General features: G+C 72.1%; 27 protein-coding genes and 1 tRNA gene. 14 read left to right on the forward strand and 14 right to left on the reverse strand.

All coding sequences use genetic code 11. The annotated features are described in order from the left end of the window. The first annotated feature begins 25 nt into the window (after positions 1–25). Positions 26–1,843, forward strand: coding sequence for a glutamine--fructose-6-phosphate transaminase (isomerizing) (glmS, locus tag OG624_RS15755; RefSeq protein ID WP_030716132.1), 1,818 nt, complete (start codon positions 26–28; stop codon positions 1,841–1,843). A 58-nt stretch (positions 1,844–1,901) separates the two neighbouring features. On the opposite strand, the gene OG624_RS15760 is transcribed toward glmS, so the two are convergent. Then, positions 1,902–2,309: a RidA family protein gene (locus tag OG624_RS15760; protein ID WP_371639514.1), complete on the reverse strand. Its 408-nt coding sequence runs from the start codon at positions 2,307–2,309 to the stop codon at positions 1,902–1,904. Positions 2,310–2,405: 96 nt separating this feature from the next. Here OG624_RS15760 and OG624_RS15765 point away from each other — a divergent pair, with 96 nt between their 5' ends. Beyond that, positions 2,406–2,786: a winged helix-turn-helix transcriptional regulator gene (locus tag OG624_RS15765; protein ID WP_033222378.1), complete on the forward strand. Its 381-nt coding sequence runs from the start codon at positions 2,406–2,408 to the stop codon at positions 2,784–2,786. 73 nt (positions 2,787–2,859) lie between these two features. On the opposite strand, the gene OG624_RS15770 is transcribed toward OG624_RS15765, so the two are convergent. Together OG624_RS15770 and OG624_RS15775 are read right to left on the reverse strand one after the other, a co-directional pair. Further along, positions 2,860–3,429 carry an acetate uptake transporter gene (locus tag OG624_RS15770; RefSeq protein ID WP_033222381.1) on the reverse strand — a complete coding sequence of 190 codons (570 nt, stop codon included), beginning with the start codon at positions 3,427–3,429 and terminating at the stop codon, positions 2,860–2,862. Positions 3,430–3,616: 187 nt separating this feature from the next. Further along, the gene (locus OG624_RS15775) at positions 3,617–4,150 is read right to left on the reverse strand and encodes a universal stress protein (protein WP_030716138.1); all 534 of its coding nucleotides are present in this window, start codon (positions 4,148–4,150) and stop codon (positions 3,617–3,619) included. Between the two features lie 323 nt (positions 4,151–4,473). Here OG624_RS15775 and OG624_RS15780 point away from each other — a divergent pair, with 323 nt between their 5' ends. The 4 genes from OG624_RS15780 to OG624_RS15795 all read left to right on the forward strand — a co-directional run bounded on the left by OG624_RS15780 (position 4,474) and on the right by OG624_RS15795 (position 7,357). Then, positions 4,474–4,917, forward strand: a complete 444-nt coding sequence (locus OG624_RS15780; protein ID WP_078909405.1) for a hypothetical protein — start codon at positions 4,474–4,476, stop codon at positions 4,915–4,917. 376 nt (positions 4,918–5,293) lie between these two features. Continuing rightward, positions 5,294–6,469, forward strand: a complete 1,176-nt coding sequence (locus OG624_RS15785; RefSeq protein ID WP_033222383.1) for a helix-turn-helix domain-containing protein — start codon at positions 5,294–5,296, stop codon at positions 6,467–6,469. A gap of 105 nt (positions 6,470–6,574) precedes the next feature. Then, entirely contained in the window at positions 6,575–7,177 is a 603-nt protein-coding gene (gene orn, locus OG624_RS15790; RefSeq protein WP_030655539.1) for an oligoribonuclease, read from the forward strand. A gap of 107 nt (positions 7,178–7,284) precedes the next feature. Next, a tRNA-His gene (locus OG624_RS15795) sits at positions 7,285–7,357 on the forward strand. 104 nt (positions 7,358–7,461) lie between these two features. On the opposite strand, the gene OG624_RS15800 is transcribed toward OG624_RS15795, so the two are convergent. Continuing rightward, positions 7,462–8,487 (reverse strand): LacI family DNA-binding transcriptional regulator, encoded by a 1,026-nt coding sequence (locus tag OG624_RS15800; RefSeq protein WP_352164504.1) that lies wholly within the window; start codon positions 8,485–8,487, stop codon positions 7,462–7,464. Positions 8,488–8,628: 141 nt separating this feature from the next. Between OG624_RS15800 and OG624_RS15805 the strand changes: the two genes are divergently transcribed. Genes OG624_RS15805 through OG624_RS15820 form a run of 4 tightly spaced genes read left to right on the forward strand, consistent with a single transcriptional unit; the run spans position 8,629 to position 13,193 of the window. Then, positions 8,629–9,939 (forward strand): ABC transporter substrate-binding protein, encoded by a 1,311-nt coding sequence (locus tag OG624_RS15805; protein WP_202507000.1) that lies wholly within the window; start codon positions 8,629–8,631, stop codon positions 9,937–9,939. A gap of 7 nt (positions 9,940–9,946) precedes the next feature. Next, entirely contained in the window at positions 9,947–10,942 is a 996-nt protein-coding gene (locus tag OG624_RS15810; protein ID WP_033222391.1) for a carbohydrate ABC transporter permease, read from the forward strand. Then, positions 10,939–11,763 (forward strand): carbohydrate ABC transporter permease, encoded by an 825-nt coding sequence (locus OG624_RS15815; protein WP_078909406.1) that lies wholly within the window; start codon positions 10,939–10,941, stop codon positions 11,761–11,763. Before OG624_RS15810 ends, OG624_RS15815 begins: the two co-directional genes overlap by 4 nt. After that, positions 11,760–13,193: a GH1 family beta-glucosidase gene (locus OG624_RS15820; RefSeq protein WP_051763434.1), complete on the forward strand. Its 1,434-nt coding sequence runs from the start codon at positions 11,760–11,762 to the stop codon at positions 13,191–13,193. The genes OG624_RS15815 and OG624_RS15820 overlap by 4 nt, the downstream gene beginning before the upstream one ends. Here OG624_RS15820 and OG624_RS15825 read toward each other — a convergent pair. Next, positions 13,190–14,005, reverse strand: a complete 816-nt coding sequence (locus tag OG624_RS15825; RefSeq protein ID WP_371639515.1) for an SDR family oxidoreductase — start codon at positions 14,003–14,005, stop codon at positions 13,190–13,192. The two genes, OG624_RS15820 and OG624_RS15825, sit on opposite strands and share 4 nt — an antisense overlap. Before the next feature lie 80 nt (positions 14,006–14,085). Between OG624_RS15825 and OG624_RS15830 the strand changes: the two genes are divergently transcribed. Both OG624_RS15830 and OG624_RS15835 read left to right on the forward strand, forming a co-directional pair. Then, the gene (locus OG624_RS15830; protein WP_033222397.1) at positions 14,086–14,700 is read left to right on the forward strand and encodes a TetR/AcrR family transcriptional regulator; all 615 of its coding nucleotides are present in this window, start codon (positions 14,086–14,088) and stop codon (positions 14,698–14,700) included. Further along, positions 14,687–15,595, forward strand: coding sequence for a hypothetical protein (locus OG624_RS15835; protein WP_371639516.1), 909 nt, complete (start codon positions 14,687–14,689; stop codon positions 15,593–15,595). Before OG624_RS15830 ends, OG624_RS15835 begins: the two co-directional genes overlap by 14 nt. 20 nt (positions 15,596–15,615) lie before the next feature. Here OG624_RS15835 and OG624_RS15840 read toward each other — a convergent pair whose 3' ends face one another. The 6 genes from OG624_RS15840 to OG624_RS15865 all read right to left on the reverse strand — a co-directional run bounded on the left by OG624_RS15840 (position 15,616) and on the right by OG624_RS15865 (position 19,678). Continuing rightward, entirely contained in the window at positions 15,616–15,915 is a 300-nt protein-coding gene (locus OG624_RS15840; RefSeq protein WP_078909407.1) for a hypothetical protein, read from the reverse strand. Positions 15,916–16,005: 90 nt separating this feature from the next. Continuing rightward, a complete protein-coding gene (locus OG624_RS15845) occupies positions 16,006–16,698 on the reverse strand; it encodes an NADPH-dependent F420 reductase (protein ID WP_033222404.1) in 693 nt (230 codons plus the stop codon). Between the two features lie 28 nt (positions 16,699–16,726). Beyond that, entirely contained in the window at positions 16,727–17,380 is a 654-nt protein-coding gene (locus OG624_RS15850; protein ID WP_078909408.1) for a disulfide bond formation protein B, read from the reverse strand. A gap of 2 nt (positions 17,381–17,382) precedes the next feature. Then, positions 17,383–17,547, reverse strand: coding sequence for a DUF5993 family protein (locus OG624_RS15855; protein ID WP_167745558.1), 165 nt, complete (start codon positions 17,545–17,547; stop codon positions 17,383–17,385). A 36-nt stretch (positions 17,548–17,583) separates the two neighbouring features. Continuing rightward, entirely contained in the window at positions 17,584–18,981 is a 1,398-nt protein-coding gene (locus tag OG624_RS15860; protein WP_033222406.1) for a sensor histidine kinase, read from the reverse strand. A 7-nt stretch (positions 18,982–18,988) separates the two neighbouring features. Then, positions 18,989–19,678, reverse strand: coding sequence for a response regulator transcription factor (locus OG624_RS15865; RefSeq protein WP_030010722.1), 690 nt, complete (start codon positions 19,676–19,678; stop codon positions 18,989–18,991). A 79-nt stretch (positions 19,679–19,757) separates the two neighbouring features. Between OG624_RS15865 and OG624_RS15870 the strand changes: the two genes are divergently transcribed. Next, positions 19,758–20,303 carry a hypothetical protein gene (locus OG624_RS15870; protein ID WP_161292789.1) on the forward strand — a complete coding sequence of 182 codons (546 nt, stop codon included), beginning with the start codon at positions 19,758–19,760 and terminating at the stop codon, positions 20,301–20,303. A 12-nt stretch (positions 20,304–20,315) separates the two neighbouring features. Here OG624_RS15870 and OG624_RS15875 read toward each other — a convergent pair whose 3' ends face one another. Continuing rightward, entirely contained in the window at positions 20,316–21,194 is an 879-nt protein-coding gene (locus OG624_RS15875) for a spermidine synthase (protein ID WP_033222449.1), read from the reverse strand. 17 nt (positions 21,195–21,211) lie between these two features. After that, entirely contained in the window at positions 21,212–21,613 is a 402-nt protein-coding gene (locus OG624_RS15880) for a hypothetical protein (protein WP_352164509.1), read from the reverse strand. Between the two features lie 243 nt (positions 21,614–21,856). Between OG624_RS15880 and OG624_RS15885 the strand changes: the two genes are divergently transcribed. Continuing rightward, entirely contained in the window at positions 21,857–23,176 is a 1,320-nt protein-coding gene (locus OG624_RS15885; RefSeq protein ID WP_371639517.1) for a tetratricopeptide repeat protein, read from the forward strand. 489 nt (positions 23,177–23,665) lie between these two features. Here OG624_RS15885 and OG624_RS15890 read toward each other — a convergent pair whose 3' ends face one another. Next, the gene (locus OG624_RS15890; RefSeq protein WP_030728763.1) at positions 23,666–24,262 is read right to left on the reverse strand and encodes a histidine phosphatase family protein; all 597 of its coding nucleotides are present in this window, start codon (positions 24,260–24,262) and stop codon (positions 23,666–23,668) included. Positions 24,263–24,279: the final 17 nt, after the last annotated feature.

Raw genomic sequence — 24,279 nt, forward strand, 5'->3', positions numbered from 1 at the left:
CGAACTTCAGGAGGGGCAGAACCGTATGTGTGGAATCGTCGGTTACATCGGCAAGCGTGACGTGGCACCGCTGCTGCTGGAAGGCCTGCAGCGGCTCGAGTACCGCGGGTACGACTCCGCGGGCATCGTGGTCAACACCCCGAAGGCGCCGGCCCTGAAGGTCGTCAAGGCCAAGGGCCGCGTCCGCGAGCTGGAGTCCCGCGTCCCCAAGCGCTTCGCCGGCACCACCGGCATCGCCCACACCCGCTGGGCCACGCACGGCGCCCCGAGCGACATCAACTCGCACCCGCACCTGGACCCGGAGAACAAGGTCGCCGTCGTCCACAACGGCATCGTCGACAACTGCTCCGAGCTGCGCGCCAAGCTCGAGGCCGAGGGCGTCGTCTTCGTCTCGGAGACCGACACCGAGGTCATCGTCCACCTGATCGCCCGCTCCGAGGCCGACTCCCTGGAGGAGAAGGTCCGCGAGGCGGTCAAGGTCATCGACGGCACCTACGGCATCGCCGTCATGCACGCCGACTTCCCCGACCGCATCGTCGTCGCCCGCAACGGGTCCCCCGTGGTGCTCGGCATCGGCGAGAAGGAGATGTTCGTCGCCTCGGACGTCGCCGCGCTGGTCGCCCACACCCGCCAGGTCGTCACCCTCGGCGACGGCGAGATGGCCACCATCAAGGCCGACGACTTCCGCACCTACACGACCTCCGGCACGACGACCAACGCCACCCCGGAGACCGTGGAGTGGGAGGCCGCCTCGTACGACATGGGCGGCCACGACACCTACATGCACAAGGAGATCTCCGAGCAGCCCGACGCGGTCGACCGCGTGCTGCGCGGCCGCATCGACGACCGCTTCAGCACCGTGCACCTGGGCGGCCTGAACCTGGACCCGCGCGAGGCGCGCGGCATCCGCCGGGTGAAGATCCTGGGTTGCGGCACCTCGTACCACGCGGGCCTCATCGGCGCCGGCCTCATCGAGGGCATGGCCCGCATCCCCGCGGACGCCGAGCCGGCCTCCGAGTTCCGCTACCGCAACCCGGTCGTCGACCCCGACACCCTCTACATCGCGGTCTCCCAGTCCGGTGAGACGTACGACGTGCTCGCCGCGGTGCAGGAGCTCAAGCGCAAGGGCGCCCGCGTCCTCGGCGTGGTCAACGTGGTCGGTTCCGCGATCGCCCGCGAGGCCGACGGCGGCGTGTACGTGCACGCCGGCCCGGAGGTCTGCGTCGTCTCCACCAAGTGCTTCACCAACACGGTCGTGGCCTTCGCGCTGCTCGCCGTACACCTGGGCCGCATCCGGGACCTCTCGGTCACCGACGGCAAGCGGATCATCGAGGGCCTGCGCAAGCTGCCCGCGCAGATCCAGGAGATCCTCGAGGGCGAAGAGGACATCAAGAAGCTGGCGGCCGAGTACGCCGAGGCCAAGTCGATGATGTTCATCGGCCGGGTCCGCGGCTACCCGGTGGCGCTGGAGGCCTCCCTCAAGCTGAAGGAGATCTCCTACATCCACGCCGAGGCCTACCCGGCCTCCGAGCTCAAGCACGGCCCGCTCGCGCTCATCGAGCCCTCGCTCCCGACGGTCGCGATCGTCCCCGACGACGACCTGCTGGAGAAGAACCGCGCGGCGCTGGAGGAGATCAAGGCCCGCAGCGGCCGGATCCTCGCGGTCGCCCACCGCGAGCAGGAGAAGGCGGACCACACCATCGTGGTCCCGAAGAACGAGGACGAGCTGGACCCGATCCTCATGGGCATCCCGCTCCAGCTGCTGGCGTACCACACGGCCCTGGCCATGGGCCGGGACATCGACAAGCCGCGCAACCTGGCGAAGTCCGTCACCGTCGAGTAGGCACCGCCCCACCGCACGCGAACGCCCCCGAGGCCCACGGCCTCGGGGGCGTCCCCGTTCAGTCGACGACGGCGGTGGCCTCCACCTCGACGAGATGCTCGGGGACGTCCAGTGCCGCGACGCCGATGAGCGAGGCCGGCGCGACCGGAGTGATTCCCAGCCGCGCGGTGGCGCGCGCGATTCCCCCCATCAGCAGCGGCATCTTGTCCGGGGTCCAGTCGACGACGTACACGGTCAGTTTCACCACGTCGTCGAAGGAGGCTCCGGCCGCTGCCAGCGCGGCGGAGACGTTGAGGTAGCACCGCTCGACCTGAGCGGTGAGGTCGCCCTCGCCGACGGTGACCCCGTCGGCGTCCCAGGAGACCTGTCCGGCGACGAAGACCAGCTTCGACCCGGTCGCGATCGACACCTGCCGGTAGGCGTCGACCGTCGGCAAGTCGGTCGGGTTGACGAGGGTGATGGCCATGTTCCTGCCTCCGGTGCTCTCTTGTGGTTACTCGGGCACCGTAGGAGAGTGTGCGCTGACATGGAAGAACGCACTTTTCGGTGACGGGGGAACCTGATGGTGACCAAGCAGTTCACGGGTTCGCCCGACGAGGCCGATCTGCGGCGCGCCGACTCCCTGGCGCGGGAGATCTTCTCCGACGTCGCCAACAAATGGGCGCTGCTGATCATCGAGACCTTGGGCGAGGAGACGCTGCGCTTCGGCGAGGTGCGGGACGCGATCGAGGGCATCAGCCACAAGATGCTCACCCAGAACCTGCGCATGCTGGAACGCAACGGCCTCGTGGAGCGGACCGTGCACCCCGTCGTTCCGCCCAGGGTCGAGTACACCCTGACCGAGCCGGGCCGGGTGCTGCGCGTGACGATCGGCGGAATGTGCGACTGGACCCATCGGTTCCTCGGTGACATCGAGGCCTCCCGGCGCCGCTTCGACACCTGACGGGCGGCCGTCGTTGCCCGGCACACGCGTACGGCCCCCCGGATCGTCCGGGGGGCCGCGGGTGGGGTGCCGGTCAGCTCGCGGCGACCGCGCCGCCGCTACGGGCCTTGCCGAAGGCCATCGGCCAGTGCGCCAGCGCCGCGGTGGCGCCGTACCAGGCCAACAGTCCGGAGACGGCGGCGACCCAGCCGCCCGCCTTGGCGAGCGTGCCGTTGTCCACGAACGCGCCGATCGCCAGCAGGAGCAGCGACAGGGTCAGCAGGGCGTAGACGCCCTGGCTGAACAGACCGCTCGCGGCGGCGACCGTGAGGGTCAGCGCGAGCATCGCGAACAGGACAAGAAACGTTCCGGCGGCTTCGTCGGTGACCGAACCGCCCGCGCCCTTGGCCCACGTGAACCAGAAGATGCCCAGGCCCGCGAACGCGGTGCCGTTGAACCCGTTGCCGCCGCGGTACTCCAGGAGGCCGAGGAGGAACAGGGCCGCGCCGCCGACGTACATCGCGAGCGACACGGAGTTGGCAGCGGACACGCCGTCGATGACACCGGTGTGGCCGATACCGAATGCGAGAAGGGTGAGACCCAGGGCGATGTTCCCGAGGGTCGAAGTCGAGGCCGTGCTTCCCGCAGAGACACCATTGTCCACGGCGGGCTCCCTTCGATCTGCAGTTGTTTGCTGCGTCCCAGCAGCATTTATCTACCCTTTACACGAGGGCACAACCGCACAAGCGACTTAACAGCCGGTCACGAAATGACAACGGTGAGCGACGGATCGATCACCCTCCGGCCCGCCTCGAAGGAACGTCACGACGTCCGGGCGGACCGAGGGGCGGTCAAGGAATGACGACGACCGGTCGCTGCGCGCGCTTGGCCAGGCGGCCGGCGACCGATCCGAAGATCCGGCCCACGATGCCGTGCGTGGAGCCGACCACGATGGCGTCGGCCGAATACTCCCGGCCGACCTCCTCCAGTTCATGGCAGATGTCACCACCGCGCTCGACCAGGATCCACGGCACTTCGGACAGATAGTCCGCGCAGGCCAGCTCCAGCCCGAGCACCTCGGTGCGGTGGTCCGGGACGTCGACGAAGACCGGCGGCTCGCAGCCGGCCCACACCGTGGTGGGCAGCCGGTTGGCGACATGGACGATGATCAGACCGGATCCGGAGCGACGGGCCATGCCGATCGCATAGGCAAGCGCTCGCTCACTGGAGGTGGATCCGTCGAATCCCACAACGACCCCGTGCCGGAAGGCCGGATCGCAGTGCACGCGTGTCTGTTCCACCGCGCGCAGATCGGCGGCCGACGAGGGGTCGACGACGCGTTTGCGCTTGCGGTCCGCGGGTTCGGAGAATTCGTGACCGGCCATGGGTGTCTCGGCGAAGAGGTCCTTGGAGGAAGCAACAGGGGCGAAATCGGCGACGCAGTGTGACGGAGCTCTGTCCGGGAAGCATCTTCCCAAGCCCATACCCACCAGGGTACGGCGACACTCCTGTCCTGCACAGGGCATGCCGCCCTTGGAGAGCGTCCCAGGGAGCATGCCGGAGCGAGCGCGCCTTGGCAATGACCACTGTCCCCTACAGCCAGTGACGAGAGCGGCCATCGCCACCCGTTGGCGCAGTGACCGAGCCCCTCCGCCGGGCGTTGGGACATGCGTCCGACCTTCAGGTAAGAGCCCGCAGGGAGTACGCCGTGCCCGGTCATCCGGTTCACCCCGTCCAGCCGACTCAGCCGACGCAGTCCGTCCGGTCCCGCCAGAACGCCGACCCCGCCCCGCACTTCACGCCGTCCGCCCGCTCCGCCCTTCACCCGTCCGTGCGTTCCGCCGGGCACCCCCACGACGACCCGGCGGGTGACGTCGTGCGCTGGGCCGCCTTCAGTTGCCTGCTCGTCCCCGTGGTCCTCGTCGTCTACGGAACCTCCTACGGCGGGGCCGCCGTCGCCACCCTCGGCCTGCTCGCCGTCACGGCCGCGTGCCGGATCCTGCTGCGCCACTCGGAGAAGAACCAGCGGGCCGCGGCCCGGGTGCGGGCGGAGGAGTCGCTTCCACCGGCCCACCGCGGTCGGCGCTCGCGCGCGGGCGCCGGGAACCGCCGCGGTTGCCGGGGCTCCGGCCCCCTCTCCCCGCAGGACTGACTCATTCGCACACCCACACACGCATGTTTTCAGCCAACTTCCCGGCAGGGTGCCCTCCTTGCCGGAATGTCCCACCGCCCCCCTCACCACCAGCGACGACAGACCCCGGGGGGCGTTCCGGCCCTACAGGTACTGGCCATGGCCGGGGACCACGCTTCCCGTTCGGGTAGCGGAGTGGAACGCTTACTGATCGAATGCTTTTCGCCAAGTTGAGAAGTCGACATAGCGCTGCGTGCTGAACTTGTCACGCCGACACCACGGGACGCAGTAGATTCGATCATGTATTTACGGCGGGGGATCCACGTGCAAGGCCGAGGGGAAACGTGCAGGTGCGACCAGACCAAGGAGTCGCGACACCCAAGGGGGGCTTAGCGCCATGAGCCAGGATTCCACCGCCGTCGTCACAGCAGACGCCGGCCGGAAGCTCGCGGGGCGTCGCCGCAGGGAGATCGTCGCGGTGCTGCTCTTCAGCGGCGGACCGATCTTCGAGAGCTCCATTCCACTTTCCGTGTTCGGCATTGACCGGCAGGACGCGGGAGTTCCACGCTATCGATTGCTCGTGTGCGCCGGTGAGGACGGTCCGCTCAGGACCACCGGCGGACTCGAACTGACCGCGCCGTACGGGTTGGAGGCGATCGCCCGGGCAGGAACGGTCGTCGTTCCCGCCTGGCGCTCCATCACTTCACCGCCGCCGCCCGAGGCGCTCGACGCACTGCGTCTGGCGCACGAGGAGGGGGCCCGGATCGTCGGACTGTGCACGGGAGCCTTCGTGCTCGCCGCCGCCGGTCTGCTGGACGGCCGGCCCGCGACGACGCACTGGATGTACGCGCCGACGCTGGCCAAGCGGTACCCGTCCGTCCATGTCGATCCGCGCGAACTGTTCGTCGACGACGGCGACGTGCTCACGTCCGCCGGCACGGCGGCCGGAATCGACCTGTGCCTGCACATCGTGCGCACGGACCACGGCAGCGAGGCGGCCGGGGCCCTGGCCCGCAGGCTCGTCGTGCCGCCGCGCCGGACCGGCGGCCAGGAACGCTATCTCGACCGGTCGCTGCCGGAGGAGATCGGCGCCGACCCGCTGGCCGAGGTCGTCGCCTGGGCACTGGAACACCTCCACGAGCAGTTCGACGTGGAGACGCTGGCCGCCCGCGCCTACATGAGCAGGCGCACCTTCGACCGGCGGTTCCGCTCGCTCACGGGCAGCGCCCCGCTCCAGTGGCTGATCACCCAGCGGGTGCTCCAGGCACAGCGGCTGCTGGAGACCTCCGACTACTCGGTCGACGAGGTCGCCGGACGCTGCGGGTTCCGCTCGCCGGTCGCGCTGCGGGGTCACTTCCGGCGGCAGCTGGGGTCCTCCCCGGCCGCCTACCGCTCCGCCTACCGGGCACGCCGGCCGCAGGCCGACGTGGCACAGGTGGCCGAGATCAACGCGGGTCCGGTTCCGCACCAGCGCACTCCGCAGCCCCACCGGGCGGCGGCGGCACTGGCCGCGTCGGGTCCCACGGTGACGGAGCTCTATGCTCCGGGCCGGGTCATGCGGGAACACGCCTGACCGCGCACTGAGTACGACGCACGAGGGTCCTCCATCGGCCACCGCCGATGGGGGACCTTCCGCATATGCGGTCCGCGCCCCGGGGGACCGCATAAGGTGGGACACATGAACGATCGCATGGTGTGGATCGACTGCGAGATGACCGGGCTCTCGTTGACGGACGACGCACTTATCGAGGTGGCCGCACTGGTCACCGACTCGGAGCTCAACGTGCTCGGCGAAGGCGTGGACATCGTGATCCGCCCGCCGGACGCCGCCCTGGAGACCATGCCCGATGTGGTCCGCGAGATGCACACCGCCTCCGGCCTGCTCGACGAGCTGGCCGGCGGGACCACCCTCGCGGACGCCGAGGCCCAGGTCCTGGCCTACGTGCGGGAGCACGTGAAGGAACCCCGCAAGGCGCCGCTCTGCGGAAACTCGGTCGGCACCGACCGCGGCTTCCTGCTGCGCGACATGGCCGCACTGGAGAGCTACCTGCACTACCGGATCGTGGACGTGTCCTCGGTCAAGGAGCTGGCGCGCCGCTGGTACCCGCGGGCGTACTTCAACAGCCCGCCGAAGAACGGCAACCACCGGGCGCTGGCGGACATCAAGGACTCCATCACCGAGCTGCGCTACTACCGGGAAGCGGTCTTCGTGCCGCAGCCCGGGCCCGACTCGGACACGGCCCGCGGCATCGCGGCCAAGCACACGGCGCCGGGCGCGTAGCGCCCCGCTCCGAGCCTCCGGAGGGGGGTGCGGGAAAAGGGTGGAGCGAGCACCCTCCTGGACCCTGTACCCTTTTCTTCGGCCGGTCGGTTTTCCGACCGGACATGGTGGGTGTAGCTCAGTTGGTAGAGCACCTGGTTGTGGTCCAGGTGGCCGCGGGTTCAAGTCCCGTCACTCACCCTGCGGGAAGGCCCCGGTTCGCGAAAGCGGACCGGGGCCTTCTGCATGAGCGGGACCTGCCGCCGGGCGGACCCGCCCGGCCCCGCCAGTCCCGGCCCGGCCCGTCAGGACGACTCCCGAACCACCAGCCGGTTCGGCAGCACGGCTGCCGCCTCGCCCGCCTCCCCGGCGATCCTCCCCAGCAGCATCCGCGTCATGGTCCGCCCCATCTCCTCGATCGGCTGCCGCACGCTGGTCAGCGGCGGGTCCATGTGCCGGGCCACCACCGAGTCGTCGAAGCCGACCAGCGCCACGTCCTGCGGAATCCGGCGGCCGGCCGCGCGCAGCTCCCGCCCGGCGCCCGCCGCCATGACGTCCGAGGCGGCGAAGACCGCGTCGAGTCCGGGGTGGCGCTCCAGCAGCTCGCGCATGGCCCGCCGGCCACCCTCCTCGGTGAAGTCGCCGACCGCGATCAACCGCTCGTCGACGGGACGACCGGCGGCCGCCAGGGCCTGCCGGTAGCCGTCGAGGCGGCACTGGGCCCCGTACACGTCCAGCGGGCCGGTGATCGTGGCGATGGTGCGCCGACCCCGGTCGAGGAGGTGGCGTACGGCCTCGGCAGCGCCCGCCAGGTTGTCGGAGTCCACGCAGGGCAGGGTCTCGCCGGCGGACCGGCGCCCGCTGATCACCGTCGGGATGCCCAGCTCGGCCAGCAGCTCCGGCAGCGGGTCCCCGGCGTGGACGGAGACGAGCAGCACCCCGTCGACGCGGTGCCCGGACAGGTACTGGGCGAGGCGGCGGCGCTCCCGGTCGCTGCCCGCCAGGGTGAGGACGAGCTGGACCTCGGTGTCGGCGAGCTCGGCGCCGACCCCGCGGACCACTTCGGAGAAGTAGGGCTCGGCGAAGAAGCGGGCCTCGGGCTCGGGGATCACCAGGGCGATGGCGTCCGTGCGGTTGGCCGCGAGGGCCCGCGCGGCGCGGTTCGGTACGTACCCCAGCTCGGCCACGGCCGCCTCGACGGCGACCCTGGTGTGCTCGCTGACCTTGGAGGATCCGTTGATCACCCGGGAGGCCGTGCCGCGCCCGACTCCGGCGCGCGCCGCGACCTCCTCCAGGGTCGGTCGTCCCCCACTGCGCCCGTGCCCGTTCATGACTTCCTCCCGGTTGTGAATCTACCTCTTGACGACTGTGGGAGCGCTCCCACACTGTGTCACACGACACCTGGCACGTTCCGTCCTTCAGGGAGGAAGCCCATGAGCGTCCCAACCCGAGCCCGAGCCCGAAGAACCCTCATGACCGTCACCGCGCTCGGGGCGGCCGCCCTGTTGCTCGCGGGGTGCGCCCAGGACCCCGAGGAGGACTCCGGGAAGGGCGCCCCGACCTCCGGCGCCTCCGGCGGCGCCACGACCACCCTCACCGTCGGCGTCTTCGGGGCCTTCGGCCTCAAGGAGGCCGGGCTCTACGACGAGTACATGGCGCAGAATCCCGGGATCCGCATCGAGCAGACCTCCATCGAGCGGAACGAGAACTACTACCCCCAGCTCCTCACCCACCTGGGCACGGGCAGCGGGCTCGCCGACATCCAGGCCGTCGAGGTCAACAACATCGCCGAGATCACCGCCACCCAGGCCGACAAGCTGGTGGACCTGGGCAAGGCCCCCGGCGTGGACAAGGCCGCCTACCTGCCCTGGAAGTGGGCCCAGGGCACGGCGAGCGCGGCCAAGGGCGGGGCCACGGTCGGCCTCGGTACGGACATCGGCCCGCAGGGCATCTGCTACCGCAAGGACCTCTTCGAGGCGGCCGGGCTGCCCAGCGACCGGGCGGCGGTCGGGGCGCTGTGGGCGGGCGACTGGAACAAGTACCTGGAGGTGGGCCGGACGTACAAGGCGAAGGCCGGCGAGGGGAAGGCCTTCGTGGACTCGGCGTCGGGTGTGATGGCGGCGGTGACCGGCAGCAGCGCCCAGCGGTTCTACGACGACCAGGGCAAGGTCGTCTACAAGACCAACCCGGCGGTGCGCGGGGCCTTCGACCTGGCGGCCTCCTTCGCCACCGACGGGCTGAGCGCCAAGCTGCAGCAGTTCACCCCGGCCTGGGACCAGGGCTTCTCCAACGGCAACTTCGCCACCATCTCCTGCCCGGCCTGGATGCTCGGCTACATCCAGGACAAGGCGGGCCCGGCGGGCAAGGACAAGTGGGACGTGGCGCAGGCGCCGAAGCCCAGCAACTGGGGCGGGTCCTTCCTGGTGGTGCCGAAGGCGGGCAAGCAGGCCGAGGCGGCCGCGAAGCTGGCGGCCTGGCTGACGGCCCCGGCGCAGCAGGCGAAGCTCTTCGAGAAGCGGGGAAGTTTCCCGAGCGCGAGCGCCGCGTACAAGCTGCCGACCGTGTCGGGCGCGCAGCACGCGTACTTCGGCGGCGCGCCGATCGGCGAGATCTTCGCGAAGGCGGCCGAGGCCGTGCCGGTGGCGGCGGTAGGCCCGAAGGACCTGGTGATCGCGCAGAACCTGGCGGACATCGGGATGCTCCAGGTCGACCAGAAGGGCCGCAGCCCGCAGGAGGGCTGGGAGGCCGCGGTGAAGGCGATCGACAACGCCTTGGACCAGTGAGGCACCGGTGACGGACGAGACGGCTGTCCTGTCCCCTTCCGCCGTCGGCCCGGAGCGGCCGGCGGCGGAAGGGGGCGGCCGGAGCCGGCCGGGCCAGGTGTGGCGCTCGCGCCGCTACCGCTGGGACCTGCGCTGGAGCCCGTACGCCTTCGTGGCGCCCTTCTTCCTCTTCTTCGCCGCCTTCGGACTGTTCCCGCTGCTCTACACGGGCTGGGCCTCGCTGCACCAGGTGGAGCTGACCGATCCCGACAGCATGACGTGGGTGGGGCTGCGCAACTTCACCCGGCTGTGGGACGACGAGTTCTTCTGGAACGCGCTCCGCAACACGGTGACCATCGGGTTGCTGTCCACGGTGCCGCAGCTGGCGATCGCGCTGGGCCTGGCCCATCTGCTCAACTACCGGCTGCGGGGCTCCGCCTTCTTCCGGGTCGCGGTGCTCACCCCGTACGCGACCTCGGTGGCGGCGGCCACGCTCGTCTTCGTGCTGCTCTTCGGCCGGGACTACGGGATGGTCAACTGGGCGCTGTCGACGGTCGGTTTCGACGCGGTCGACTGGCAGAACGGCACCTTCGCCTCCCAGTTCGCGGTCTCCACCATCGTGATCTGGCGGTGGACCGGCTACAACGCGCTGATCTACCTGGCGGCCATGCAGGCCGTGCCGGCGGAGCTGTACGAGTCCGCCGCGCTGGACGGGGCCTCGCGCTTCCAGCAGTTCCTGCACGTCACGGTGCCCTCGCTGCGGCCGACGATCTTCTTCACCTGTGTGGTGTCGACGATCGGGGCGACCCAACTGTTCGGCGAGCCGCTGCTGTTCAACGGCGGGGCGGGCGCGACGGGCGGCTCCGACCACCAGTTCCAGACGCTCGGGCTGTACCTGTACGAGCAGGGCTGGGTGAACCTGCACCTCGGGCGGGCCTCGGCGATCGCGTGGGCGATGTTCCTGATCCTGCTGCTGATCGCCGGGGCGGCGCGGCTGCTGCGCGGACGGAAGGAGACCCGATGAGGGCACTGCGCGCGGGCCGGCTCACGTACGTGGTGCTGGCCCTGTTCACGGCCGGCTCGCTCTTCCCCCTGGTGTGGACGGCGATCGCGGCCTCCCGGAGCAATACGCGACTGGCGCAGACCCCGCCGCCGTTCTGGTTCGGCGGGAATCTGGGACGCAACCTCCAGGTCGCGTGGACCGACGCCAACATGGGCACCGCCCTGCTGAACACGGTGATCGTGGCGGGCACGGTCGCCGCGGGCACCGTGTTCTTCTCCACCCTCGCCGGGTTCGCCTTCGCCAAGCTGCGCTTCCGCGGCAGTCGGCCGCTGCTGGCGCTGGTGATCGCGACGATGCTGATCCCGCCGCAGCTGAGCGTGGTGCCGCTGTACATGCTGATCGCGAAGCTGTCGTGGACCGACCGGCTCCAGGCGGTGATCCTGCCGACGCTGGTGGGTGCGTTCGGGGTCTTCTTCATGCGCCAGTACCTGGTGCACGCGCTGCCGATGGAGCTGGTGGAAGCGGCGCGCACGGACGGGGCGAGTTCGCTGCGGGTGCTGTGGCACGTGGTGTTCCCGGCCGCCCGGCCCGCGATGGCCGTGCTGGGGATGCTGACCTTCGTCATGGCCTGGAACGACTTCTTCTGGCCGATCGTCGCGCTGACGCAGAACGGCAGCCCGACGGTGCAGGTGGCTCTGACCGGACTGGGCCGGGGTTACATCCCCGACCAGTCGGTGATCATGGCGGGTGCGCTGCTGGGCACGCTCCCGCTGCTGCTGGTGTTCCTCGTCTTCGGCCGGCAGATCGTCGGCGGCATCATGCAAGGAGCGGTCAAGGGATGACGCACACGAACACGAACGTCGAAGCCGGCGGCGCGGACCCGCACACGGACGCCGGCGCGCGGGAACTGCGCTTCCCCGACGGGTTCCTGTGGGGAACGGCCACGGCGGCCTTCCAGATCGAGGGGGCCGCGAGCCTGCGCGGGCCGTCCATCTGGGACACCTTCTGCCGTACGCCGGGCAAGGTGCACGGCGGCGACACGGGCGACGTCGCCGTCGACCACCACCGGCTGTGGCGGGAGGACGTCCGCCTGATGGCCTCGCTCGGGCTCGGCGCCTACCGGTTCTCGGTGTCCTGGCCACGGGTCCTCGCCGGCGGGATCGGCTTCTACGACGCACTGGTCGACGAGCTGCTCTCGTACGGGATCCGGCCCTGCGTGACCCTGTACCACTGGGACCTGCCGCAGGAGCTGGAGAGCGCGGGCGGTTGGCCCGAGCGGGAGACGGCCTATGCCTTCGCCCGGTACGCCGAGCAGGTCACGGCGGCGCTGGCCGACCGGGTGGACCTCTGGACCACCCTCAACGAGCCCTGGTGCAGCGCCTTCCTCGGCTACGCCTCGGGGGTGCACGCGCCCGGCCGCACCTCCCCCGCCGATTCGCTGCGCGCCGCCCACCACCTCAACCTGGCCCACGGACTGGCCGCGGCGACCCTGCCGGCCGGGGCCCGGGCCGGTATCGCGCTCAACCCCAGCGCGGTGCGGCCGCTGACCGGCTCGGCGGCCGACGCGGACGCGGCCCGCCGGATCGACGCGCTGGCCAACCGGGTGTTCACCGGCCCGCTGCTGCACGGGGCCTACCCGCAGGACCTGCTCGCGGACACCGCCTCCGTGACGGACTGGTCCTTCGTCCGCCACGGCGACGAGGCGCTGATCCACCAGCCGCTGGACTTCCTGGGGGTGAACTACTACACCCCGGCGGTGGTCTCGGCCGCCCCCGACGGGGCCGGCCCGCGCGCCGACGGGCACGGGGCCACGGCGCACTCCCCCTGGCCCGCGGCGGATTCGGTCGCCTTCCACCAACCTCCGGGCGAGCGGACCGACATGGGCTGGTCGATCGACCCCACCGGCCTGTACGACCTGCTGATGGGCTTCACCCGGGAGGCGCCCGGGCTGCCGTTGCTGGTCACCGAGAACGGCGCCGCGTACGCCCCGGACCTGCACGACCCGCAGCGCATCGGCTATCTGGAGGCCCATCTCTCCTCCGTCCACCGCGCCTTGGCGGACGGCGCCCCGGTGGAGGGCTACTTCCTGTGGTCGCTGATGGACAACTTCGAGTGGTCCTACGGGTACAGCAAGCGCTTCGGCATCGTGCAGGTCGACTACGAGACCCAGGCCCGCACCCCCCGCTCCAGCGCCCACTGGTACGCCCGCCTGGCCCGCAAGGGGAGCTTCCTCACCTACGGGGAGGAGACCGGCCTGGACGGGTTGGGCTAGCGGAAGGCCGGGGCCGAGCGGGCAGCCCAGTCCGCGAAGGGGCGCGGCGCCCGGCCGAGGATCTCGCGCACGGCGGGGCTCGGCTCCTGTTCGGCGGGCAGGGGTTCGCCGAGGATCGCGAGGGTGCCCTCCACGACCGGCTCGGGCATGAAGGTCAGCATCTGGGCGCGGGCCTCCTCCCGGGTCTGTTCGACGAAGCGGACGGGCTCGCCCAGGGCCGCGCCGATCGCCTCGGCCCGCTCCCTCGGGGTGACCGGGGCGGGCCCGTTGAGCTCGTAGGTCCGGCCCGCGTGGCCCGGCTCGCGCAGGGCCACGGCCGCGACCTCGGCGATGTCGGCCGGGTCGACGGTCGGGAGCCCGACGTCGCCGAACGGCGCGGCGGCCGTGCGGTGGGTACGGATGCTCTCGGCCCAGGCGTAGGCGTTGGAGTCGAGGCCGCCGGAGCGCAGGATCGTCCACTCCAGGCCGCTGCGGCGGACGGCGTCCTCGAACCGCGCGGGGTGGGCGTACACCTCCGGGCGGGTCCCGACGCCCTGGGACGAGAGCAGGACGACCCGGCGGATCCCCGCGGTCGCGGCCCGCTCCAGGATGCCCCGCGGGTCCTCGCCGGCGACGAGCAGGAACAGCGCGTCGGCCCCTTCGAGCGCGGGGCCGAGGCTCTGCGGGTCGGCGAGGTCGCCCTGGTGGTGGCGGGCCCCTTCTGGCATGTGCGCCGGCCGTCGGGAGACGGCGGTGACGCGCTCGCCTCGGTCCACGAGGATCCGTACGAGTTCCTGTCCCACGTTCCCGGTCGCACCCGTGACGACGATCATGATGTTCCCCTTGGTGAGTTAGTCGGCTGACTTACTCACGACCATAGCCCCCTCGCGATCACTCGTCTAGAGTCAGTCAGGTGACTGACTCAAAGAAGGTCCGGCGGACGTCCGGCAAGCGGGAGCGGCTGGCGACCGCCGCGGCGCAGGTCCTGCACGCCCAGGGCGTCGCCCAGACCACGCTCGCGGACATCGCCCAGGCGGCCGAGGTCCCGGTGGGCAACGTCTACTACTACTTCAAGACCAAGGACGATCTCGTCGAGGCCGCGATCGACGCGCACGCCGAGAACCTCCGGGCGATGATCGCCGCGCTCGACGAACTCCCCACCCCCGCCGACCGGTTGAAGGCCCTGCTGGCCGGCTGGGTCGAACGGCGCGAGCTCACCGCCAGGTACGGCTGCCCCACCGGCACCCTCGCCTCCGAACTCGACAAGCGCGCCGACGGACTCGACCGGTCGATCGCCACCGTCATGCGGGCCCTCCTCGACTGGGTCGAGCAGCAGTTCCGCGCGATGGGCCACCCCGACGCCCGCGAGCCGGCGGTCGCCCTGATCGCCTCCTACCAGGGCATCTCGCTGCTCACCAACACCTTCCGCGACCCTGACCTGATGACCGTCGAAGCCCGCCGCCTGGAACGCTGGATCGACTCCCTCGCCGAGAGCCCCACCACCGGAGACGACGATGCGCGCGAGTGACCACCGACCCGGCCGCACCACGCCCCCGCGCCCCCTGGACGTGGAGTCCCTCTTCCCGGACCTGGCCGCCCACCGCCGCACCGCGACCCGGCTGCACCCGCGCCCCGGCACGCCCGGCCCGCACGACAGCCACGTAGGAGGGCCGATGCTGTGGCCCGCCGACGAGCCCTGGCCGGTGTGCACGACCCCGCACCGGCGCGCCCCCGGACCGGGACCGCTGCCGCTGGTCGCCCTGGCCCAGCTCCACGCCCGGGACGTGCCGGACCTGCCGGCCGGCCCGGACGGCTGCGATCTGCTGCAGGTGTTCTGGTGCCCCTTCGACGCCCACGGGCCCACCGGATACGGCATGTACACGCATCTGCGGTGGCGGCGGGCGGCCGAGGTCCGCGAGCCGACGGCCGATCTACCGGCGCCGGGAGCCGTCGGCTTCGACGGGTACCTGCCCGAGCCCTGCGTGCTGCACCCGGAGCGGATCACCGAGTACCCGTACATCGAGCTGCTCACCGGGGAGCTGGGAGCGGCGGTCGAGGAGTGGGAGGACGCCCAGGAGGAGGCCGCCTACGAGGCCGAGGAGGAGGCGGGGGAGGACGGCGGCGAGCCCTTGCTGCCGACCTACCAGTGCGATCTGTCCGTCGCCCCGGGCTGGAAGGTCGGCGGGCACGCGGCCTGGAACCTCACCGGGCCCGGAACCATGGACTGCGAGGCCTGCGGCTGCCCGATGGAGCTGCTGCTGACCGTCGCGACGACCGAGTGGCAGGCGGACCGGAGGAGCTGGATCCCGCTGGAGGACGGACCGATGAGCCCGACCGGGGTCGTCGTCGGCAACCACAGCAAGCTGAACGTCTTCGCCTGCCCCCGCGAACCGTCCCACCCGCACGGGTTCAGCGTGCAGTAGCGGGGCCGCTCAGGACGGGTTCAGGACCGGTTCCCCATCGCCGCCAGGCCCCTCGCCAGCTCCTCGGCGTTCATCACCGGAGCGACCTCGACCTCGGCGTTGAACTGCAGGAACAGGTCCTCCATCAGCGGCGGCATCTGCGCGCTGTCCTGCAGGTCGAAGACCATCCAGCAGGAGCGCACCCCCTCGTGCAGGCCGAAGTAGGCGGCCTCCGGCTTCACCCGCTCCATCAGGGTCGTGATCGCCAGGGGCAGGGCGCCGGTCTTGATGCCCTCGTTGGTGGCGGCCGTGTCCATGTGCGCCCTGAGCATGACTCTCATGCGTGGCTCCTTCCGTCACGCCCACCCTCCGCGCGGGCCGGGGGCGCGGCAACATATGCGCCCCCGTCCGGGCCGGGGCCCGGAGCGCCGTCAGGCGCCCTGGACGTGGAAGTTGAAGTCGGCGTGCCCCAGCCGCCCCGTCAGCGACAACCAGATCGGCAGCAGCATCTCCACACCCCGCGCGGTCCCGATCCCGCCGAGGTCGAGGATGTTCGCCTCCGGCCACCCGAAGGAGCGCAGCAGCTCGCGCACGCTCGCCTTGGCCTCCTCGTCGTCCCCGGACAGGAAGACGTTGTGGTCGCCGGCCACCCGGGCCGGGTCGACCATCACCGCGCAGTTCATGGTGTTCAGGGTCTTGACCACCCGCACGCCCGGGAAGGTCCGCTGGAGCAGCTCGCCCAGGCTGTCGCTGTTGCCCGGGTCGAGCACGGGCGGCCACCCGCCCGAGAAGTCCAGCGGGTTGGCGAGGTCGATGAGCACCTTGCCGTCCAGGTGCTCGGCGCCCACCGAGCTCAGCACGTCGACGCTGACCCGACCACCGGTGGCGTTGACGAGGACCTCGGCCGAGCGGGCGGCCTCCGCGAAGGTCGCGAGCCCCACCCGGGGATGCTCGGCCTGCCAGACGGCGTACGGAGTGACCGGGGCTCCGGTACCGGCCGGTTCGGTCCGGGCCAGTGTGGCGGCGGGGGCCCGGGTGCCCACGCGTACGTCGTGCCCCAGGGAGACGAGCTTTGCGGCCACCGTACGACCCACCGTGCCGGTGCCGAAGACTGCGAAGCGCACTGCGGAAGTCCCTTCACGCGAAGCCCGGTCAACCCAGGATCCCGAGATCGTAGAAGAACCGGTACCGGTCCGGGGCGTCCGGGAGGAACCAGTGGAGGCCCTCCTCCAGGAACACCGCCAGCAGGTCCACCGCGATCACCATGCCCAGGAACCACAGCGCGCACATGCCCGCCGTCCGCAGGGCCCCCGGCCGGACCGCCGGGACCGCACGGTCGGCCGTCACATGGGCGAAGGCCAGGGCGACACCGACGCCGACCACCGAGAGCTGGAAGAGGATCCACGCCCACACGTACAGGTGCAGGCCGAACACCTCGCTCCCGTACCCCTTGGCCCCCGGCAGGATGTGCAGCGTGGTCTGCCGCCAGGACGCGAAGGAGCCCCCGATCGCCGCGACCAGCGACATCCCCCAGCCCGTCATGTAGACGCGGGCCGTCACGGTGCCGCTGATCAGCGCCGCGCGGATGATGTACGCCGCGCCCAGGGCCGCCAGCACCATGAACATCCGCTGCGCGACGCACAGCGGGCACGGGATCTGCCCCAGCCCGAACTGGTGGTAGAGGCCGCCCAGGACGACACACGTCCAGCCGAAGGCGAAGAAGCAGGCGAACCAGTACTGGGCCCGGCCCAGCAGACCGCTCTCCGGCGGGGCGTCCGGCACGAGGCTGTGCATCGTCGCGGCCACGGTCAGTAGCTCAGCTTCAGCGCGAGACCGCTGGTGATGTGGTGGGCCGTCAGCAGGGTGACGGCGATCAGCACCGCCCACCACGCACCGAGCACGACGGTCCGGGACGCGCCCCGGTACAGGGCGACCAGCGTGGCGAGGAGCCCGCCGAAGATGAGGGTGTCCATGCCGCGGACCGTACCGAGACGGCGACATCGCGCCTGCTAGGCGCGCCCCCGGTTACGTCGGTTGCCGCGTCGGCCGCGCCCGGCGCGCCCCGCGCCGGGGCCGCCCAGGCTCCGGCCGTCCAGGCCGATCCAGACCCGGACCTCGGTCCCGCCGAGCACCGAGCGGCCCAGCCGCACGTCGCCGCCGGTCGACTCGGCGACCCGCCGCACGATGTCCAGGCCCAGTCCCGTCGACCCGTCGCGGCCGCCGTCGTTGCCGCGGCGCAGGGCCGCGTCCGGGTCGGCGATGCCGGGGCCGGCGTCCGAGACGAGCACGATGACGGCGTCGCCCGCGTCGTGGACGTCCACCGAGAAGGGGGTGCCCTCGGGGGTGTGCCGGAAGACGTTGCCGAGCATGGCGTCGAGGGCCGCGGCGAGTTCGGGCCGCGCCACAGGGATCCGTACCGTACGGTCCACGCCCGCGAGCCGCACCTCGCGGCCCTCGTCCTCCGCGAGCGCCGACCAGAAGTCCATCCGGTCGCGGATCACCTCGGAGGCGTCGCAGCCCGCGCCCGCCCCCGATCCGGGGCCGGTGGCCGGGCGCTGCTCCCGGGCGGTACGGATGATCGTGTCGACCTCGCGCTCCAGCTGCTCCACGGCGGCCCGGGTCTGTTCGGCGGCCGGACCGTCGCCGAGCGAGGCCGTGTTGAGCCGCAGCACGGTCAGTGGGGTCCGCAGCCGGTGCGAGAGGTCGGCGGCCAGTTCCCGCTCGTTGGCGAGGAGCTCGACGACCTGGTCCGCCATGGCGTTGAACGCGGCGGCCGCCGACCGGAGTTCCTTCGGCCCGTCCTCGGGCACCCGCGCGCCGAGCCTGCCCTCACCGAGCTGGTGGGCGGCGTCCGCGAGCCGTTCGGCCGGCCGGACCAGCCGGGCGCCGAGCCGGTCGGCAACCCCGACCGAGCCGACGATCAGGGCCAGCCCGACGCCCGCGAGCACCAGCCAGGCCGTCGCGACGCCGTTGCTGACCTCGCTCTCCGGTACGAAGATCTCCACCACGGCGATGTCCCCGGACCCGAGCGCGGTCGGCTGGAGCAGTGCCGAGCCGCCGCCCGAGACCTTCGCCGTCGTGGCCCGTCCCATCCGGCGGGTCTCCGTGACGGCGCGCTCGCCGGCCCGGCCCCGGCCGATGTCCACCCGCGGGCTGTCGCCGATCGCGGGCACGTGGACGGCCATCCGCCGGGCGGCGCCCATCTGCGTGGACTCCACGGCCTTCTGCAGCTGCACGGGGTCGGTGGTGATGGACAGCGTCGGCCCGATGCTGGCGGCCTGCCGCTCGGCGTTGGAGAAGGCCCGGTCGCTGGCCATCTCCTGGACGACGAGGCCGAGGGGGACGGCGAAGGCCACGACCACCATGGCCGTGACCGCCAGGCACACCTTGACGAGCGCCCATCTCATCGCGCGCTCACCGGGGCGGCTCCAGCTTGACCCCGACCCCCCGCAGCGTGTGCAGGTAGCGCGGCCGGGCGGCGGTCTCGCCGAGCTTGCGGCGCAGCCAGGACAGGTGGACGTCGATGGTCTGGTCGTCGCCGTACGACTGCTGCCAGACCTCGGCGAGCAGTTCGCGCCGGGCCACGACCACCCCGGGCCGCCCGGCGAGGAAGGCCAGCAGGTCGAACTCCCGTCGGGTGAGGTCCAGTACGGCCCCGTCGAGCTCGGCCTGGCGGCGCAGCGGGTCGATGGCGAGACCGCCGACGCGCAGGACCCGCGAGGGCGGCTCGGCGCCGGCGGCGGCGCGGGCCCGGCGCAGGACGGCGGACATCCGGGCGGAGAGGTGCTCCACGGAGAAGGGTTTGGTCAGGTAGTCGTCGGCGCCGTCGTTGAGCAGCCGGACGATCTCCGCCTCGTCGTCGCGCGCGGTGGCGATGATCACAGGTACGTCGGTGATGCCGCGCAGCATCTTGAGCGCCTCGGACCCGTCCAGGTCGGGCAGTCCGAGGTCGAGGATGACCACGTCGAAGCGGTGGTGCGCGACCTCGCGCAGGGCCTCCAAGGCCGTGCCGACGCTCCGCACGGTGTGCGAGGCCTCGGTCAGGTGCCGGATGAGGGCGGAACGTACGAACTGGTCGTCCTCGACCACGAGCACACTTGCCATGGCCCGCACGGTAGTCCATCCGAGCGACTCAGCGGGGTGTCGGGCCACTCTTGGGGCGGGTGGTGCAGTATGTGCTCTGATGCGACGAGGACTTCTCCATGCCATGGCCTGGATGCTGGCGACCGGCGCGGCGGTGACGCTGTCGTGGTGGGGCGTGCACACCGTCATGTCGGGAACGGCCTACGATCCACCGCTCGCGGTACCCCTGACCTCGCATCCCCTGTCCTCGTCGACGCACAGCGCGCAGGCGTCCCCGTCCCCCTCGCCGTCCGCGTCCCCGTCGCCCTCGGAGTCACCCACACCGCAGGCGTCGCCGACCGCCGGGCCCTCTCCGGAGAAGTCCTCGAAGCCGGCCGCCGGTCCGGACCCGTACCGGCGGCCCGACGGCCAGGAGGCGGACGCGGGCAAGGTGCAGGCCTATCCGGTGTCCGGCGGCCGGGTGGTCTTCTCCCTGGGCGCGTCCTCCGCCGAGCTGGTCTCGGCCACACCGGCGGCCGGTTGGCGGATGCAGGTCTGGAAGCAGGACTTCTGGATCCGGGTCACCTTCACCCGGGACGGCCGCGAGGTGTCGGTCTTCTGCACCTGGCACGACCACCCGCCGATGGTGGAACTCGTCGACCCCTGACCGGCGGAGCCGCTACCGGAAGACCGAGGGCGGCGGCTGCGGCGAGGCCACCGCGGAGGCGTCCGCGACCGGGGCCGCGCCGCCCGCGAAGTCCGCGAGGGCCCGGCCGTGCTCGACGCGGCCCGGGTGCGGGTCGCTCGCGACCCGGCGGGTGAACTCCGCGACGGGCAGTTCCCGGTCGGCCGCCACCAGGACCGCGTTGCCGAACCGTTTCCCCCGCCACACCACCGGATCGGCGGCCAGCGCCAGCTCCGCGAAGCGGGACGCGGCCGTCGCGATCTGGCCCCGCAGATGCGTCAGCGGCGGACCGTCCGCCAGATTGGCCACGTACCACCCGGTGGGCGCGAGGGCACGGCGTACGTCGTCCAGGAACTCGGCGCTCGTCAGGTGCGCCGGGGTACGCGCCCCGCTGAACACGTCCGCGATCACCAGGTCCGCCCAGCCGTCCGGAACCTTCGCCAGACCCGCCCGCGCGTCCACCGCCCGGACCCGGACCCGCGCCTGCGGATCCAGCGGCAGGTGTTCCCGTACGAAGGCCACCAGGGCGGCGTCGATCTCCACCACCTGCTGGGTGGAGCGGGGCCGGGAGGCGGCGGTGTAACGGGCCAGGGTGAAGGCGCCGCCGCCCAGATGCACCACGTTCAAGGGCTGCCGGGCGGGCGCGACGAGGTCGATCAGGTGGCCGATCCGCCGCTGGTACGCGAAATCCAGGTACCCGGGATCGGCCAGGTCCACGTGCGACTGCGGGGCCCCGTCGATCAGCAGGGTCCAGGCATCGGCCCGCTCCCGGTCCGGCTCCAGCTCCGCCCGGCCGCCGTCCACCTGCCCGACGACCGCCTCGGCGCCGCCCCGGCCGCGCTGCTTGCCCTTGTTCCTGTCCTTGCCTGCCACCACCCCATTGTGACCGGTCAGCGGCAGTTGTCCGCGGCCTCGATCAGCCGGGCCGCCTCGCCCAGCGCCGCACGCAGCACGTCCGGGTCCGTGACCGGCCCGACGGCCTCCGGCGGCAGCAGCCAGCCGGTGGCGCCCGCGGCCGGCGAGGCGGCGTCCCCGAAGCGCACACCGCGCCCGTTGGTCTGCGTACACGCACTGCCCGGCAGGTCCCACGCGTCGGCCGTACCGGACGGGACGAGGAAGCCGAGGGTGTCGCCGGACCCGTCGTGCAGAACCGGCCCGACCCCACCGGCCTGACTGGCGGCCCGGCGGATGATGTCCACCGCCTCCAGCCCCTGCCGCGTGGGAACGGTCACCAGGTCCAGGTCCGGGGCCGCGCCGAGCTCGGACGCGGTATTCGTTCCAGTGCTCTCCATGCCGCCCTCCACCAAGGGAACCCCTCCTCGATCCGTATCCGCATGGGTTCAACGCACGGGAACGTCAACGGGTGCGGTGGCAAGAGCCCGCAAAGGATGGCAGTTCATGGCGGATCGCGGGTGAGATATCCGTTTTGTAGCCAAACATTGCATGAACACCCCCTCGCTGGCGGTACGTTCATGCGCGCCGGACCCCCACGTCACAGCACCGGCACTGCGTTCCTTGCCAGAGAGGTCACGTCCATGGCGGCGTCCCCCCACTCACCCAACTCCACCTTCCGGCGACTGCGCGGGCAGCACTCCCCGGCCGAGTTCGCGGCCCTGGTACGCCGGGCCGCGAAGGAAATCGGAGAAACGGTTTCCTGCGACGCGCGCTACATCGGCCGGGTCGAGTCCGGCGAGATCCGCTGCCCCAACTACGCCTACGAGCGGGTCTTCCTCCATATGTTCCCCGGCCGCACCCTGGCCGACCTCGGCTTCTCCCCCCGCGAGAGCGTCCGCGGCCGCTCGGGCCGACGCGCTCCCCTCTCCCTCCCCCTCCACCGATCCCCTTCCAGTGCCAAGGAGAGCGACGTGCTGCGTCGCGCGTTCATGGCGGGCGGCTCCGCGACCGTGGCGGCCGCGACGCTCAGCCTCACCCTGCTCGGCGACACCCGCCGGCTCCCCTCCCGCGCCGGCGAGTCCGAAGCCGCCGCCGTCGAGGACGCGGTACGCCAGATCCGCCTGCTGGACGACCGGCACGGCGCCGACGCCCTGTACCGGCGGGCCGCCGAACCCCTGCGCACCGCCTACGCACTGCTCGACGCGGGAGCCACCCGGCAGTCCACCGAGGACCGGCTCCACTCGGGCGCCGGCGAGCTGGCCGTCTCGGTCGGCTGGCTCGCCCACGACTCGGGCCGCTTCGACGACGCCCGCTCGCACTACGCCGAAGCCCTGGCGACGGCCCGGGTCGCGCGGGACGCGGGCCTGGAAGCGCACGCCTTCAGCAACATGGCCTTCCTGGCCCGGGACTGCGGCCGCTCCCGCGAGGCGGTCCGCGCCGCCCAGGCGGGCCGCCGCGCCGCCCGCTCCCTCGGCTCCCCCCGACTGCTGTCCCTGCTCGCGCTGCGGGAGGCGGGCGGCTGGGCGGGACTGGCCGACCGCAAGGCCTGCGAGGAGGCGCTGGCCCGGGCGCACACGGAGTTCTCCCGCGGCGAGTCGGACGCCGACCCCGAGTGGATGTCCTTCTTCGGCCAGGCCGAACTGGAATCCCTCGAAGCACGCTGCTGGTCCGCCCTCGGCGAGCACGCCCGCGCGGCCCGACACGCCCGCCGCGCCGCCGACCTGCAGGACCCCCACTTCGCCCGCAACGTGGCCCTCTACACCGCCGAACTGGCCGGCGACCTGGCCCGCGCGGGGGCCCCGGACGAGGCCGCGTGGGCGGGGGGCCGCGTACTGGACCTCCTGGCCGAGGTCCAGTCCACCCGCATCCGCTCGATGCTGGCGAAAACGGCCGGAACCCTCATCCCCCACCAACGCTCCCCTCGGGTCGCGGCGTTCCTGACCCGCCATGTCACGGTGTGACGTTTGCGGTGCCCTGCGGGTGCCCTGCGGGCGGCTCGGTGGTGTTCAGCTGGACTCGGGCTGCGCCCGGGGCGGCGCCTCAAACGCCGGCGGGGCTTGATGGTGCGGGTGGTGCGGGGCCCCGCACGAGGGTCTCCTCGGCTCGGCGCGTGCGGCCATGTCTCGGCAAGGCGGCCCAGGTCGCGCCTCGTCCTGCGGGGACCCTCCTGCGCGTCCCCGCCCCACGCCAGGGCTTCGACAGCACGACTCCCGCCCCCCTGTGGGCTACGACGGCCTGAGGGGTGGGGGGACGGGGCGGGGTGTCCCCGCAGGACGAGCGCGCAACCCCGCCCCACAACCGAGACATGCCAGTAAGGCGCGAGCCGAGGAGACACCCCGCCCCGGCCCCCCGCCCCGACCCCCTACCGACAAGCCCGCCACATCAAGCCTCGCCGGCGATTGAGGCGCCCCGCCCGGCAAGGGGCAGGGCCGAACCGCACACCGTCGGGACTACACGTCCAAGTGACCGGTGTCGTTCCAGCGTTCCAGTGCCGGCGCGCCGTACGCCCAGCCCAGGACCGACAGGGAGGTCGGCTCCAGGCGGATGCGGGCGCCGAAGGAGGCTTCGAAGCCCAGCCAGCGGGCGGCCAGCGTGCGCAGGATGTGGCCGTGCGCGAAGACCAGCACGTCCCGCTCCGCCGCCCGCGCCCACGCCACGACCTCGTCCGCCCGCGCCGCGACGTCCGCCACGGACTCGCCGCCCGGGACCCCGTCGCGCCAGATGAGCCAGCCCGGCCGCACGGCCTGGATCTCGGCCGGGGTCATGCCCTCGTACTCGCCGTAGTTCCACTCCATCAGCGCGTCCCACGGCTCGGCCCGCGCCCCGAAGCCCGCCAGGTCGCAGCTCTCGCTCGCCCGCACCAGCGGGCTGGTGCGGACCTCGACGCCCGGCAGTCCCCGCCAGGGGTCCCGGGCCAGTCGCTCGCCGAGCAGTTTCGCGCCCAGCCTGCCCTCCTCCAGCATCGGCACGTCCGTGCGTCCCGTGTGCTTGCCGAGCTGGGACCACGCCGTCTGGCCGTGGCGGGCCAGCAGGATGCGGGGGGCCATGTGAGTTCTCCCGGTCG

It is taken from the genome of Streptomyces virginiae, from assembly GCF_041432505.1.
Lineage (GTDB): Bacteria > Actinomycetota > Actinomycetes > Streptomycetales > Streptomycetaceae > Streptomyces > Streptomyces virginiae_A.